The organism is Amycolatopsis sp., assembly GCF_025464955.1.
Lineage (GTDB): Bacteria > Actinomycetota > Actinomycetes > Mycobacteriales > Pseudonocardiaceae > Amycolatopsis.
This window is the reverse complement of the sequence record NZ_JAODNM010000100.1, coordinates 1-13,977: the sequence shown is the minus strand read 5'-3', so window position 1 is coordinate 13,977 and position 13,977 is coordinate 1. Positions and strand designations below refer to the sequence as shown.

13 protein-coding genes are annotated in these 13,977 nt (G+C 66.7%); 5 read left to right on the top strand and 8 right to left on the bottom strand.

Going from position 1 to position 13,977, the window contains the following annotated elements; all coding sequences use genetic code 11:
* Positions 1-304: 304 nt before the first annotated feature.
* Positions 305-2,695 (top strand): excinuclease ABC subunit UvrA, encoded by a 2,391-nt coding sequence (locus JWQ81_RS24080; protein ID WP_297544787.1) that lies wholly within the window; start codon positions 305-307, stop codon positions 2,693-2,695.
* Between the two features lie 94 nt (positions 2,696-2,789).
* Here the strand turns inward: JWQ81_RS24080 and JWQ81_RS24075 are convergent, their stop codons facing one another.
* Complete coding sequence (locus JWQ81_RS24075) at positions 2,790-2,954, bottom strand: hypothetical protein (protein WP_297544786.1); 165 nt, start codon at positions 2,952-2,954, stop codon at positions 2,790-2,792.
* 174 nt (positions 2,955-3,128) lie between these two features.
* Between JWQ81_RS24075 and JWQ81_RS24070 the strand changes: the two genes are divergently transcribed.
* A complete protein-coding gene (locus JWQ81_RS24070; protein WP_297544784.1) occupies positions 3,129-4,268 on the top strand; it encodes a TetR/AcrR family transcriptional regulator in 1,140 nt (379 codons plus the stop codon).
* 54 nt (positions 4,269-4,322) lie between these two features.
* On the opposite strand, the gene JWQ81_RS24065 is transcribed toward JWQ81_RS24070, so the two are convergent.
* Positions 4,323-5,369, bottom strand: a complete 1,047-nt coding sequence (locus JWQ81_RS24065; protein WP_297544783.1) for a kelch repeat-containing protein — start codon at positions 5,367-5,369, stop codon at positions 4,323-4,325.
* Positions 5,370-6,354: 985 nt separating this feature from the next.
* Between JWQ81_RS24065 and JWQ81_RS24060 the strand changes: the two genes are divergently transcribed.
* Positions 6,355-7,611: an acyl-CoA dehydrogenase family protein gene (locus JWQ81_RS24060; protein ID WP_297544782.1), complete on the top strand. Its 1,257-nt coding sequence runs from the start codon at positions 6,355-6,357 to the stop codon at positions 7,609-7,611.
* On the opposite strand, the gene JWQ81_RS24055 is transcribed toward JWQ81_RS24060, so the two are convergent.
* From JWQ81_RS24055 to JWQ81_RS24035, 5 genes are read right to left on the bottom strand one after another with little or no spacing between them, the layout of a single operon-like run.
* Positions 7,547-8,149: a GAF domain-containing protein gene (locus JWQ81_RS24055; RefSeq protein ID WP_297544781.1), complete on the bottom strand. Its 603-nt coding sequence runs from the start codon at positions 8,147-8,149 to the stop codon at positions 7,547-7,549. The two genes, JWQ81_RS24060 and JWQ81_RS24055, sit on opposite strands and share 65 nt — an antisense overlap.
* Positions 8,139-8,765, bottom strand: a complete 627-nt coding sequence (locus JWQ81_RS24050; RefSeq protein ID WP_297544780.1) for an ATP/GTP-binding protein — start codon at positions 8,763-8,765, stop codon at positions 8,139-8,141. Before JWQ81_RS24050 ends, JWQ81_RS24055 begins: the two co-directional genes overlap by 11 nt.
* A complete protein-coding gene (locus tag JWQ81_RS24045; RefSeq protein WP_297544778.1) occupies positions 8,746-9,114 on the bottom strand; it encodes a DUF742 domain-containing protein in 369 nt (122 codons plus the stop codon). The genes JWQ81_RS24050 and JWQ81_RS24045 overlap by 20 nt, the downstream gene beginning before the upstream one ends.
* On the bottom strand, positions 9,111-9,545 hold the full coding sequence (locus JWQ81_RS24040; RefSeq protein WP_297544777.1) for a roadblock/LC7 domain-containing protein: 435 nt from the start codon (positions 9,543-9,545) through the stop codon (positions 9,111-9,113). The genes JWQ81_RS24045 and JWQ81_RS24040 overlap by 4 nt, the downstream gene beginning before the upstream one ends.
* Positions 9,535-11,067, bottom strand: coding sequence for an ATP-binding protein (locus tag JWQ81_RS24035; protein ID WP_297544775.1), 1,533 nt, complete (start codon positions 11,065-11,067; stop codon positions 9,535-9,537). Before JWQ81_RS24035 ends, JWQ81_RS24040 begins: the two co-directional genes overlap by 11 nt.
* 604 nt (positions 11,068-11,671) lie before the next feature.
* On the opposite strand from JWQ81_RS24035, the gene JWQ81_RS45085 reads away from it, so the two are divergent.
* Together JWQ81_RS45085 and JWQ81_RS24030 are read left to right on the top strand one after the other, a co-directional pair.
* Positions 11,672-12,247 (top strand): alpha-L-rhamnosidase C-terminal domain-containing protein, encoded by a 576-nt coding sequence (locus JWQ81_RS45085; protein ID WP_366942331.1) that lies wholly within the window; start codon positions 11,672-11,674, stop codon positions 12,245-12,247.
* 55 nt (positions 12,248-12,302) lie between these two features.
* Entirely contained in the window at positions 12,303-12,473 is a 171-nt protein-coding gene (locus JWQ81_RS24030) for a hypothetical protein (protein ID WP_297544773.1), read from the top strand.
* A 545-nt stretch (positions 12,474-13,018) separates the two neighbouring features.
* On the opposite strand, the gene JWQ81_RS24025 is transcribed toward JWQ81_RS24030, so the two are convergent.
* Positions 13,019-13,977: HNH endonuclease signature motif containing protein (locus JWQ81_RS24025; RefSeq protein ID WP_297544771.1), on the bottom strand; the 959-nt coding region annotated here is incomplete at its 5' end.

Genomic DNA, 13,977 nt, shown 5'->3' with positions numbered 1-13,977 from the left:
GCTGTTGAAATACACGTTGCTCACGATCAGTGCCACTGGGCACGCGACCTGGTCGGACATGCAGCGCAACACCGCGCTGGCTCGCCGGCACGTTCGTGCGACGCATACTTCCGTAAGCGACGACGTCCCCACGCACGTCTAGACGCTGCCGTCCGGGCGCACCGCGTGCCAGGGCCCCGCGGCGCCACGGGTCGAAGCAACGTGGATGACGAAGAGGGCCAGTCGTATGCTCGAAACTGGTGAGATCGAGCCACGCGGCGCCGAGGGAAACCACGAAAGCTGCCGCCTCAGAGAGGGAGACACCGTGAGCATGGCCACGAGGACGGACGCCCAGTCGCCTGCACTGCATGTTGCCGACCGGCACGATGTGATCCGCGTGCAGGGCTCGCGCGTGAACAACCTCAAGGACGTCAACGTCGAGATCCCGAAGCGCTGGCTGACGGTGTTCACCGGCGTCTCCGGCTCGGGTAAGAGCTCTCTCGTGTTCGGCACGATCGCCGCGGAGTCGCAGCGGCTGATCAACGAGACGTACAGCGCCTTCGTGCAGGGCTTCATGCCGACGCTGGCGCGGCCCGAGGTCGACGTCCTCGAAGGGCTGACGACCGCGATCTCGGTCGGCCAGGAGCGCCTGGGCGGCGACGTCCGCTCCACGGTCGGCACCGCCACCGACACCTACGCGATGCTGCGCATCCTGTTCAGCCGGCTCGGGAAGCCGCACATCGGGTCGGCCCAGGCGTTTTCGTTCAACGTCGCCTCGATCAGCGGAGCGGGCGCGGTCACGATCAAGCGCGGTGGGACGAGTGTGAAGGAGCGGCGCAGCTTCTCCATCACCGGCGGCATGTGTCCGCGGTGCGAGGGGCGTGGCTCGGTCACCGACTTCGACCTGTCCACGCTGTACGACGACACCAAGTCGCTCAACGAGGGCGCGCTGACGATCCCCGGCTACAGCATGGACGGCTGGTACGGCCGCATCTTCACCGGCTGCGGCTTCTTCGACCCGGACAAGCCGATCCGCAAGTACACCAAGAAGGAGCTCCAGGACCTCCTGTACAAGGAGCCGATCAAGATCAAGGTCGACGGTATCAACCTGACGTATGAAGGACTGATTCCGAAGATCCAGAAATCCATGCTGGCCAAGGACATCGACGCGCTTCAGCCGCACATCCGCGCGTTCGTGGAGCGGGTGGTCACCTTCACCACGTGCCCCGAATGCGAAGGCACCCGCCTGTCCGCGGAGGCCCGGTCGTCGAAGATCAAACGGACCAACATCGCCGAGGTCTGCGCGATGCAGATCAGCGACCTCGCCGAGTGGGTGCGCGGGCTGGACGAACCGTCGGTGGCGCCGCTGCTCACCACACTGCAGCACACCCTCAACTCGTTCGTGGAGATCGGGCTGGGCTACCTCTCGCTCGACCGGCCGTCGGGCACGCTGTCGGGCGGAGAAGCGCAGCGCATCAAGATGATCCGTCACCTCGGTTCCTCGCTCACCGACGTCACCTACGTCTTCGACGAGCCCACCATCGGCCTGCACCCTCATGACATCCAGCGCATGAACAACCTGCTCCTGCAGCTACGGAACAAGGGCAACACGGTGCTCGTCGTGGAGCACAAGCCGGAGGCGATCGCCATCGCCGACCACATCGTCGACCTCGGTCCCGGCGCCGGCACCGCTGGTGGTGAGGTGGTCTTCGAGGGCACCCTCGACGGGTTGCGGGCCAGCGGCACGCTGACCGGCCGCCACCTCGACGACAGAGCCTCCTTGAAGCCGTCGGTACGCACCCCTTCGGGCATGCTCGAAGTCCGCGGCGCCGACGCCCACAACCTGCGGAACGTCGACGTCGACATCCCGCTCGGGGTCCTGGTCGTGGTCACCGGCGTCGCCGGGTCGGGCAAGAGCTCTCTGATCGGAGGCTCGGTCTCGGGCCGCGACGGGGTGGTGTCGGTCGACCAGTCGGCGATCAAGGGTTCTCGGCGCAGCAACCCGGCGACGTACACCGGCCTGCTCGAGCCGGTCCGCAAGGCGTTCGCCAAGGCCAACGGCGTGAAGCCGGCGCTGTTCAGCGCCAACTCAGAAGGCGCCTGCCCCAACTGCAACGGCGCCGGCGTCATCTACACCGACCTGGCGATGATGGCCGGCGTCGCCACCACCTGCGAGGTGTGCGAGGGCAAGCGGTTCCAGGCGGCGGTGCTGGACTACCGGCTCGGCGCGCTCAACATCGCCGAAGTACTCGACCTGGCCGTCGACGAAGCGGTCGCCTACTTCGACACCGATGAAGCGCGCACACCGGCCGCGCACGCGATCCTGAAGCGCATGGCCGACGTCGGGCTCGGCTACCTGCGACTCGGCCAGCCGCTTCCCACCCTGTCCGGTGGCGAACGGCAGCGGCTCAAACTGGCCACCCGAATGGCGGAGAAGGGCGGCATCTACGTCCTGGACGAGCCGACCGCCGGCCTCCACCTCGCCGACGTCGAACAGCTGCTCAGCCTGCTCGATCGGCTCGTCGACACCGGTAAGTCGGTCATCGTCGTCGAACACCACCAAGCCGTCATGGCGCACGCCGACTGGATCATCGATCTGGGGCCGGCCGCAGGTCATGATGGTGGCCGGATCGTCTTCGAAGGCACTCCCGCCGACCTCATCGCTGACCGCTCCACCCTGACCGGCGAGCACCTCGCGACCTACGTCGGAGGCTGAGGGACTCGGGGAGCCTGTCGCGCGGGTACGGGTTCGAGGGCGGACGCACCGGGCCGGGCGGCGAGGATCGTGCCACCCGGCCGGCGGGCGTCGGTCAGTAGCAGTCCTGCAAGCGGCAGGTCCCCGCGGCGTTGGTCGAGTGGCTCGTCGACGTGGCGGCAATCGCGGGCACGCTGGCAAATACGCCGAGGGCGAGTGCGCCGAGCACGATCACGCGGATGCGCCGACGGTTCCGACGCGGGGCTTCGTGGTTGTCCATCAGACTTGTCTCCTTCACTGAGATGGTGAGATCTTGACACTTCGCCGTTCACATCGTGCGCGGCACAGCTGAACATAGCGGGGTTTGTCGGGCTCGCTCAAACTAATGCCCATTCTCACCCTGGTTTGGTGGCAAAACGGGCGCCCGGCGCGCCCGGTCGGGCAGGATGACGGGATGACCGACCTGACGCCCGTGCGGCGCCCGCGTGACCGCAAGCAGCGGATCCTGGTCGCGGCCGCGACGCTGTTCGCCGACACGGGCTACCACCAGGCCGGGATGACCGACCTCGCCGCGGCGGTCGGGATCGGGCCGAGCGCGCTCTACCGGCACTTCCGCGGCAAACAGGACCTGCTCACTGCCGTCCTGCGGGAGGCTCTCGACCAGCTCGAGCTCTCGACCGCCACCGCGTCCACCCTTGACGCGCTGATCGCCGGATCCGTCGAGTTCGCGCTGGAGCATCGCGAGTTCGGCGCACTGTGGGACCGAGAAGCGCGGAACCTGCCCGACGCCGACCGCGCCGAGGTCAAGGCTCGGCTCCGCGCGGTCATCGGCCGCGGCGCCGACCTGATCACCACGACGGACCCCCGTTTCCGGTCGCACGCACTGTTCGCCGTGGCCGACAGCCTGGCTCACCACAGCCTGAAGGCTCCGCCGGACCTGTTCGCACACATCCTTCGCCGGGCCGCCGCGTCCGTGATCGACGTGGCATTGCCTGGAATCGGCCCAGCCGAGCCGGCCGCGGGTGACCCGCAACAACCGACAGCCCGGCGCGAGGTGCTGCTGGCCGGCGCCGTCCGCATGTTCGCGGAGCGCGGCTATCCCGCCGTGACCCTCGCCGAGGTCGGCGAGGCCACCGGGATCACCGGCCCCAGCGTCTACAACCACTTCCCCAGCAAGGTCGACCTGCTGGTGCACGCACTCGCCCGGGGAAGCGAGTCAGTGTGGTTGAGCTTGCACCAGGCGCTTCGCGCCGCGGACGGTCCGGCCGACGCACTCGACCGAGCCATGACCGGGTATGTGTCGTTCGCCGTACAGAACCCCGATCTCATCACGGTGCTCCTCGCCGAGGGCAGACACCTGCCTGCCGACGACGCGACGCGGTTCCGCGCGACGCAACGCGAGTACGCCCTCGAATGGGTCGCACTCCTGCGTCGCGCACGTCCGGGGCTGGAATCAGTGGAAGCCTCGACCCTGGTGCACGCCGCACTGGCGGTCGTCAACGCGCTCGCTCGCGCCCGGCGTTTCACCACCGCCCGCGGACTTGAGGAGAACCTCCTCACCCTCGCGCACGCCATTACGCGCACTGAGCTGTGAGGGCATCCACTGTCCGCTGTGGACGGTGGATGCCCACCAAGCAGGTTCAGGGAATCACGGAGTGCTGAAACCGGCCAGTACCTCTGCCGAGTTCAGCGTCTGCTCAGGATCACCGTTGGGGTTCCCACCGACGCGGTAGAACCCGGGCGCCGACCCGCCACGCAACTCCGCGGTCAAGGAGTCGGGCAACGCGGTCCAGGTGTTCGTGCCGGGTTGATAGGCAAAGCCCTTGTTGGTCTCGACCAGAGCGTCGGCCGTCACACCATCTTGAACGAGCAACTGGCCATTGGCCGCCGCGTACGCCGAGGCGAACAGATCGATGGGCAGATCCGCGATCCGTGACCACCTGTTCGTTTTCGCGTCGTAGCCGTAGGCGTGCTTGGTCGTGGTCGTGTCCTCGCTGCCACCGGCGCAGTAGATCTTGCCGGCGACTCCGCCACAGGCCTCGAAAGCGACCTTCTCGGGGTATGCCGCGGCAGCCGACCACTTGCCGGTGCCCGGATCGTAGGCCTCGACGGTTGCGGTGGTGCCGCACTGGGTGGCCACACAACCGCCGATCACGTACAGCTTGCCGCCGAGCACCGCGGCCGACCCGGCCGCGACAGGCTTCGGTGACGGGGCACCGATGGTCCACTTGTCGGTCGCCGGGTCGTAGATGTCCAGCTCGGGGTCCGGCCGAACAGCGGAATCCCAGCCGCCCGTCACATAGAACCTGCCGCCGATGAACGCGCCGACCGCGTTGCTACGTACGACCGGCGCACTCGCGAGCTTGGTCCAGGTCGGCGCCCCCGGCTTGAGGGCGTACATGTCCGCGGTCTTGCCGTTACCAATCCAACCGAACGCGGAGTAGACGGTGCCGTCGTAGAAGCCGACCGTGTTGTCCTGGACAGGGGCGGGAAAGTTCGGGACCGCCTTCCAGGCGGTAGCCGCCTTTGCCGATTGTGCCGCTTTCGGCAGCAGGCTCGTGTTCATCAATTCCGGTGGGCTGATCGCGTTGCGCAGTATGGAGTTTCCCGATTCCCCGAAGGCAGGTCCGGCCGCCAGCGCCGTGGTCGAGGCGCTCAGGGCCGCCAGGCTACCAAGGATCAGAAGCTTCCGCATTCGTGCGTATGACATGTTTCTCCCATTCGAATCGGGCAACGCGAATCGGGCAACGTGAATCCGGGTCAGCCGAGGTGAAGACCGGACCGCGACAACGAGTTCATGGCCTTGCCGTGCACCCCTGCTCTGAAGATCACGAGACGACGGCGGTTTTGGTTCAAAAATCTCCCACCATCCAGGAGACTTTGCCGTGATCCGCATCACGTGAATTCGGCGGACTACCCGATGGTTGGGAATGTCCTGAATTGTCATCCACGATGCGGAAAAGCGCACTACTGAAATCACCCAGCCGGGCACAAAGAGATCACGCGATCTCGGGTCGAAATCCTCGGAGGAAACTTGGCCCGCATCCTGTACGACTCCACAAAGGACACCACCGACTACCTCTTCGGCGACTGGATCACCTCGATCTCCGAGACGGGGAACGTCGCGGCGTGCTGGTGACCAACCCCGGCCCAGCGGACCAGGTATGGGTTGCGTTCGCCTTCGCGTCCGACGAACTCGAGTTCGGCCGGGGTGATCTCGCCCAACGGAGAAGATCATCGCCGACCGGCTCGCCGGAATGGGCTGGGAACCAGGCGGAACGGTCGGGCCGTTCCTCGCGCCGAAGCGGGCGGCCTCGAGGTCATGCAGGCACCCGCTCGGGGCAACTGACATGTTAGTCGGATTTAACGGAGCTCAAACTGTGCCGCTACTCACAGGTCTGGACCACGTAGAATCGAACCGGGATTTTCACGATAATTACCAGTATCCGGTCTTGACTTCCTGGCCGGTGGCAGCTCTCGGGTCGCTCGGCTGCGCCATTCGGGGCCGCTGATCACGTGCGGTAGCAGTGATCGGCCGACGCTACGCAACGGCCATGACGGAGATCACCGGCTAAGCGGTATCCCTGCGGCGCCAAGGATGCCAGGGTTGCCGGGGTTGTCACCGAACGGCAAACCGGTAGCCTGTCGTAAACCGGCGCTGCCGGCATAGGGAGCACACCTTGAACCTGCCCTCCCAGCGGGATGGTTACTTCACGACCGAGCAGCACGATCGTCTCCGAGAAAGCGTTCGGAGCTTCGCTGAGTCGGAAGTGCGTCCGCACATAGCCGAGATGGAAGAGTCCCGGACCATCCATTATGGACTGTCGAGACGGATCGCCGAGCAGGGCTGGATCGGCGTCACCATCGGCACCGAACACGGTGGGATGGGCCTGGGACACCTGGCCAAGACCATCATCATCGAAGAGTTGTCCCGGGTCAGCGGCGCCATGGGCGCCATGGTGCAGGCCTCCCAGCTAGGGGTGGCGAAAATCCTGCACTTCGGGGACCAGCGCCAGCAGAACCAGTGGCTGCCTGCCATCTCCGAGGGCCGGTGCCTGCCCACCATCGCGGTGACCGAGCCGGAGTCCGGCGGACACGTGCTCGGGATGTCCGCCACGGCCAAGCGCGACGGCGACGACTACGTCCTCAACGGACGCAAGGTCTTCGTCGGCAACAGCCACGTCGGTGACCTGCACGGGGTCGTCGTGCGGACCGGACCGGGCTCCCACGGGCTTTCGGCGTTCCTGGTGGAGGCGGACCGCCCGGGGTTCCACCTCGGCGACCACGAGCCCACCATGGGGTTGCACGGTTTCAGCTTCGGCGAGCTGATCTTCGACGACTGCCGCATCCCCGCGGAGAACCTGCTCGGTTCCGAAGGGGACGGGCTCTCCGTCGCCTACTCGTCCAGCGTCCTCTATGGCCGGCCGAACCTGACCGCCGTGTCACTCGGCATCCACCAGGCACTTGTCGAGGAGACAGTCGAGTTCTCCCTGGAGCACCAGCGCTACGGCAACGCGCTGAGCGAACTTCCCACGGTCAAGCAGAAACTGGGCCAGATGCAGTCCCAGCTGATGACCGCCCGGCTGCTCGCCTACCACGCGGCGCACCTGCTCGACGAAGGTCTGCCGTGCGACACCGAGCTGATGAACGCCAAGCTCGTCAACGTGGAGTCCTCGCTGGACTCGGCGCGCACCGCGATGGAGGTGCACGCCGCGTACGGCCTCTCCACCGACCGACGGGTCGAGCGCTACATCCGGGACGCGCACCACATCTACGCCCCGGCCGGCACCTCCGACGTCCAGCGGCTGCGGCTGGCCGAGGTGGCGCTGGGCACCGCCAAGGACCAGTGGTCGCAGCGTCTCGCCGTGCGGCTCAGGGAAAGCGGTGAGCAGCTCCGGAGTCCCGCTGTTCCTCTCGCTCGCGGAATAGCGTCATGAGGTCCGCGGCCATCGCCTTGATGGTGTCCAGACCATGGCGGCCGAACGCGTGCGGCTCGGTGTCGACGACGCAGACCGTGCCCAGCGCGATCCCGGTCCGGTCGATCAGCGGGGCGCCGAGGTAGGCCCGGATGCCGAGCTTGTCCACGACCGGGTTGCCCGCGAACCGCGGGTAGTCGCACACGTCGTCCAGCACGAGTGCCTTGCGGCGCACGACGACGTGCGGACAGAAGCCGTGGTCAAGCGCCATCTGGCGGCCGGGGCCCGCGTGCACCGAGGCCTGGGCCGCCTCCAGCGCCGCCCCGGTCTTCGAGCCGGACGGCGTGTACAGGCCCGCGAAGTACTGTTCCCGGTCGCCGACGAAGTTGACCATCGCGTACGGCGAGTCCGTGATGTGCGCCAGTTTCGCGGCGAACTCATCGAACTCCTGGTCAGGGCGCGAGCTGATCCCCAGCGCCCGCAGCCGCGCCATCCGCTGGCCGACGTCCGGGTCGTGGGGAGCGGTCAGGTGGCGGTCTTCAACGGCGTCATAGCGCATGAGTGGCTCCGTGTTGGGTGGGGTTTGCGGCCGGCTGTGCCGCGCGGGAGGCGAAGTTCGAGACGATGTGTTCGATGAGCGTGATCAGCACTCGCTTCACCGAGCGCCCGTCGCGGGCGTCGCATCGTGCGAGTGGCACGTGTGGCTTGAGGTCGAGCGCGGCCCGGAGGGCAGCGTCGTCGTAGCGGTGGGCACCGTCGAAGGCGTTGACCGCGACGACGAAGTTGATCCCGCGCAGTTCGAAGAATTCGATGGCCGCGAAACAGTCCTGGAGACGGCGCGTGTCAGCGAGCACGACCGCGCCGAGCGCCCCGCGGGACAGTTCGTCCCACATGAACCAGAACCGGTTCTGGCCCGGCGTGCCGAAGAGGTAGAGCACCATGTTCTGCTCGGTGAACGTGATCCGGCCGAAGTCCATCGCGACCGTGGTCGTTTCCTTGCCTTCGATCCCGTCGAGGCTGTCGGTGCCGATACTGGCCGTGGTGATGGTCTCTTCGGTGGTGAGCGGTTCGATCTCACTCACCGCGCCGACCAATGTCGTCTTCCCCACGCCGAAACCGCCCGCGACGAGGAGCTTGAACTGGAGGGGGAACGTCTCAGAGTCGCTGGAGACCATCGAGCAATCTCCTCAGATGTGCCGGAGTGGGTGCTTCGAACGTGGGATATCTGGTAGTGACCGCGCCCGACTCGATGAGATCGGACAACAGAACCTTGGTGACCATCACGGGCTGTCTCAGGTGCGCGGCGACCTCGGCAACCGAAGTGGGCAGGTGGCACAACCGCAGGGTCTGCGCGTGGTCGTGCCCCAGCCGCTCCGGGGTGAGCGCGCCGCGCCCGGTCGCCCGCACAAACGACATCAGGTCCAGCTCGACGCTGGGCTGGGTCCGGCCGTTGGTGGCGGTATAGGGGCGTTCCCACAGTTCGAAGTGGGCATCGGCGGTCGGATCTCCGTCGGGATCGGTCACGTGCGCATCGTCCGCGTGGCGGGAACCGGAGTACCGGGGACAGGGTTGTGCGCGTGGCGGACGGGTGTCGCGAGGTACGCGGGCACCCGGGTCCTGAGCCTCTCCATTTCGTAGCTCAGGATTCCCGCGTCCACCTCCCGGTCGGCGAGGACGGCCAGGACGGTGCCTTCGCTGGCGGCGGTGACGAACAGGATGATGTCGTCGAGCTCCGACACCAGCTGGCGAACGCCGTCACCGCGACCGAACCTCGCGCCCACCTGATGGGACAACGAGAACAGGCCGCTGGACAACGCCGCGAGGGTGTCCGCGCCGTCCCTGTCCAGGCCGTGCCAGTACTTCGCCATCCCGTCGGCCGACAGCAGCAGCGCGCTGCGTGTGTTGGGCACGGCCGCCGTCAGTTGGACGAGGAGCCAGGTCATGTCATCGGCCATCGGGGGACTCTCCTTCGCGATTGTCGTGCTGGGGACCAGCCGGCTCGGTGGTCGGGTCCTGTTCGATACGTCCCCGGTCCCGGCCCTGCTGGACCGCCGCCATCAGGCTCGGGTTGTGGCCGGGGATCGGGCGGGTCGGCTGCGTGGGCGCGAGAAGTTCCGGCCGCAGGAAGGACGGCTGGTCACGGCGTTGGGGCAGCGGCGGCAAGCCGGGCTGCTCCGCCGCGAGGACCTCGCCGATGGTCTGGGAAACCGGTGCCGGAGCGGCGGGTGTCCGCGGCTGGCGAGCGGGGAGGTTGAGCTCGGGTGCGCCGCGGAGCTGCTCGGTGCTGCCGCCGTAGCGTGTTTCTTCCGGCTGCTCGGGAGGCGAACCCGCCGGACGACCTACCGGCACCGGCACCGGGGCGGGCGGCGCGACGACCGCGCGCGGCTGGTTGACCTGCTGCACGGGCCGCGGCTCCTGCGCCGGGTCGATGAGCAGTGCGCGGGGCAACACGATGGCGGCGTCGATACCGCCGAACAGGTTGGTCTGCAACCGCACCCGGACGTGATGACGACCGGCGAGCTTCCTGACCACGGCGAGCCCGATGCGGCCGTCCCGCAGCTGGTCTCCGAGGTCGAATTCGGCCAAGCTCTCGAACAACCGGTTGACGCGCTCGAGGTCCTCGATCTTCATGCCCAGGCCACGGTCCTGGACCTCGATCGCCAGGCCTGCCGTGACGTTCTGCGCGCGCAGCACCACTTTCGGCGAATCCGGCGCGGTGAAAGTGGTCGCGTTCTCGAGCAGTTCGGCGAGCAGGTGGATGATCTCGGCGACTACGTGTCCGTGCAGCCGCGGTCCTTCGACCCCGACGATGGTGACCTGCTTGTAGTGCTCGATCTCGGCGACCGCGGAACGCAGCACGGCCTGGATGCCGACCGGGTTGCTCGACCGGCGCTGCGGTGCCTCGCCGCCGAGCACTGCCAGGTTCTCCGCCTGGCGGCGGACGCGGGTAGCGAGGTGGTCGATCCCGAAGAGCGCCTTGAGGATCTCGGGGTCCTCGATTTCCCGTTCCAGGTCATCGATTCGCTGGATCTCGCGGTTGTTCAGGGACTGCAGGCGGCGAGCCAGGTTGACGAACAGGCCGCCACGCTGATCAGGCTCGACCGCGAGCGAGTGCTGCGCCGGCTCGACCGGGACGGGCTCGTACGGACGGGGCTCCGGGGGCACTCGCGGTTCCGGCGGCACTCGTGGCGCGGAAAGCTGCCGGGTGGCCGACACCGCCCGACCGGCCCCGATCAGGACGACGACGATGCTCCCGGCGGCGACGATCCCGGTATACAGCGTCGCGAGTGGACGATCCACAAAGGCGGCCGTGACTCCGGCTACACCCAGTAGCACCACGATAACCACCGAGTACCACGCGATGCGCCGGAGCTTCGACCGCACGGCGTCGGCGGGATCCTTCCCGAAGTGGGCGGCTCCCTGGTAGGGGGCCCGAGGCGGGGAGAACGGCGTACCAAGTGAAGGCGAAGCGGACATCAGGTCCTTCCTCGGTGAGAGACGACAGCAGCGAACAAGGACAACCCGACCAAGCGGCTGCGCTCCGGCCCCACCGGCAAGCGATCTTGGCGTGGAGGATGTTACCGCAGCCGCCGCACCAGATTTTGTGCCATGCCACGGAACACACACCACCGGTAGGGCCAGGAGGAGGTTCGCACGACCGGCTCAGGGTGGCAAGACAGCATCGGCAGTTTCCGGATTTTCCCGTCAGAGGACCACTCCGAGTCTCCAACCAGGCAGCATGCAGCAGTAACGTCCGCACCCGATCTGTCAAGTGCCCCGTTATCGCCCCGCGGCACAACTCCTCCGCTCACGTCCGGCCGCTGGAATCTCTGCACGAATTTCCCAGATTTCCCTCCAGTTCGACAGAATCCCTTGACGCGGACCTCTCTTGTCATTACCGAATAATCGGTCAGTAATGACGCCACGGCGCGTGTCGTACCGGTGACACGTGGTGCGGATGTGACTGGCGTGAAGCGTGCGACGTCCTGAAACTGTTCATGATGATTAAACGATTCATTCGTCGGCTGCCGTTGATGATCCACTGGCAACCCACCCAAGCGCCAAGGGTTGACGCACCAGGATCCCCCGGATAGCCTCTCCACCACCTCGAGCGCTGAAACGTTACAACGGCCCCGTCCCCAGCGACCTGACCTGGGCCGAGGGGCAGGTGCCCACTCCGCACGGCACCGTGCAAGTGTCCTGGGCCGGGCAGCGCGGGGTGGGTCAGTTCAGCATGAGCGTGACCGCACCGGCGGCAGCACCGGCGGCAGCACCGGCACGATCGCCGTGCCGACCTACGGGACCGGGAACCCGGTGCTGGCCGTCAACGAGAGGGTGGTGTGGAGCGGCGGCGCGTTCACCCCGACGACCGGTATCACCGGCGGCCACGGTGACGGCGACTACGTCGATCTCGCCGGTGTCCAGGCCGCGCCTATATCGTCGCGGCGAACCCGGGCGACAGCGCGACCCCAGCCGGCTATTACGGCTTCTCGAAGTCCAGCATCCAGACGAACACGATCTGGCCCGTGACGAGGCGCTGCCCGACCTACGAACGCCTACTGCTGAGGGTCAAGACCACACCGACGATCACCTTGGCCGAATAACCACGCCATCCGCTGATACCTCGGGGCGCACGGGTCGTGATCACTCTCGATGACCACTGCCGTATTCGGCCGTTCCTGCTCTTTCCGCTCCACGCAAGGACTCTGGTGGTGCGTAGCAGCGGAAACATCCACCCGGAACGGAACCTCGGTCACCGCCCGCTCGCTAGCCTGGCGTTGCCGGACCAACGGCATGTCGTGCTGATGAAAGGACTGATCCCGGTCGCGGCCGCGGCCTACGACATCTGGACGGCGCGCCGCGCTGGTGCGCAAACGGGATGATCCTTCCTCCTTGCGCCCTGACACGTCCGGCGGCTGACGAAAGTTGCGGCTGCAGGGGCGGGGTGCAGGGCGTTCGCAAGTCGACGGCGAGTTGCGGTCGTTGCGGAGATCAACTACCGCAAATCGACGGCGAGTTGCGGTTGGGGAGTGCGGTTGGGGCTGTGGTGTTGTGGTGTCGAGCGCTTCCGTCTACTGAAGCAAGGACCGGGGCAGCGAGGACGCGCGGTACGGATCCGAGCGCCGCTCCCGTCACGCGGTGGTACCACGGGTGCCGACGTGATCACTGAGGCTGCTGTGGCTCGCTGCGTCCGCTGCCATTCGTCTCGGGGGACCCCTGGTACGAATGATTCGTACCAGGGGTCCCCCGATTCAGTACTGCTGTCGGCGTTCGCAAGTCGACGGCGAGTTGCGATCGTTGCGGAGATCAACTACCGCAACTCGACGGCGAGTTGCGAAAGCCGGGAATGCAGTCAGGGCTCGTCAGTGTCGCGGCCGGATGATCCGGTCGCGGCACTCACGAGCCCTGGTACGGGGTCGGTATTCTGTTACAGGTGAACGGTGTTACGCCTGGGTCTTCGAAGCGGATCAAGATTGGCAGGCGGGATGAAGTCCGGTCTCCCGTCACCACCCATCCGCACTTCCCAACCACCACAATGGACAAGCCGGTGATGCCGCTGGCACAGCAAGGTCAAGTTGTCCAGATTTGTTGGCCCGCCTAGGATCCAATACACGATATGGTGCCCGTCGCAGTGTTTGGCGTGGCTTTTACAACCGGGAAAGGCGCATCCGCGGTCTCTCATGACGAGTCGTCGTCGTTGCCCTGTGGTGATGATTCTCTTGGACCGCCCCAGATCCATCTGCTCGCTCTCGGTCCCGAGAACAGCGGGGATGACCTTGCAGTCACAGGCGAGCATGCGGGCTTCGGCAGCGGTGATGACGCCACCGTAGTCGAGCATCGCCGTCCCGATCCCCGACTTCAGCGTCTCGTAGTCCACGGTGACCGCCACATGGACACGGTCACCACCGTGAGTCGGGATCTCGTCCACGGTCATCGCGAGACGGACCAGGTCGACCAGCGCGTCGGCGTGGCGTTCCCATTGACTGCGGGGGTCGCGGCCTTCCTCTTTCGTCGAGTGCGGCTTCGCCAACGGATCCAACGCGGCCCGCAACAGGGCGTAGGCCACGATGTCCAACTTGCCTTTCAGCGTCGCCGAGCCGTCGCGGTGTTCCTGGAACGCCAACTCCCGCTCCGGTCTCTCCGGCGGATCCTTCGGCTCCGGCCCATCCGGATCCACCGTGTCCAGGATCCGGTCACCGGCCTTCTTCACCTCAATCGGGGACGCGTGGACGGCGAGGTTGACCAGGATTTTCTCCGCGGCCACCCGATCCTCCTCCGACACCGTCGCAGGCATCGCCGTCATCGTCTTCACGATCACGTCCACATGCGCGGGAGTGAGAGCACCGGCCAATGCGGCGAGACCGGTCAGCGGTGCGACACCGGGGA

Excerpts from the sequence above, each read along its gene's own strand:
- JWQ81_RS24075 (WP_297544786.1), bottom strand. The coding sequence starts at position 2,954 with ATGGACAACCACGAAGCCCCGCGTCGGAACCGTCGGCGCATCCGCGTG.
- JWQ81_RS24070 (WP_297544784.1), top strand. The coding sequence starts at position 3,129 with ATGACCGACCTGACGCCCGTGCGGCGCCCGCGTGACCGCAAGCAGCGG.
- JWQ81_RS24065 (WP_297544783.1), bottom strand. The coding sequence starts at position 5,369 with ATGCGGAAGCTTCTGATCCTTGGTAGCCTGGCGGCCCTGAGCGCCTCG.
- JWQ81_RS24055 (WP_297544781.1), bottom strand. The coding sequence starts at position 8,149 with ATGCGCTATGACGCCGTTGAAGACCGCCACCTGACCGCTCCCCACGAC.
- JWQ81_RS24050 (WP_297544780.1), bottom strand. The coding sequence starts at position 8,765 with ATGGTCTCCAGCGACTCTGAGACGTTCCCCCTCCAGTTCAAGCTCCTC.
- JWQ81_RS24040 (WP_297544777.1), bottom strand. The coding sequence starts at position 9,545 with ATGGCCGATGACATGACCTGGCTCCTCGTCCAACTGACGGCGGCCGTG.
- JWQ81_RS24035 (WP_297544775.1), bottom strand. The coding sequence starts at position 11,067 with ATGTCCGCTTCGCCTTCACTTGGTACGCCGTTCTCCCCGCCTCGGGCC.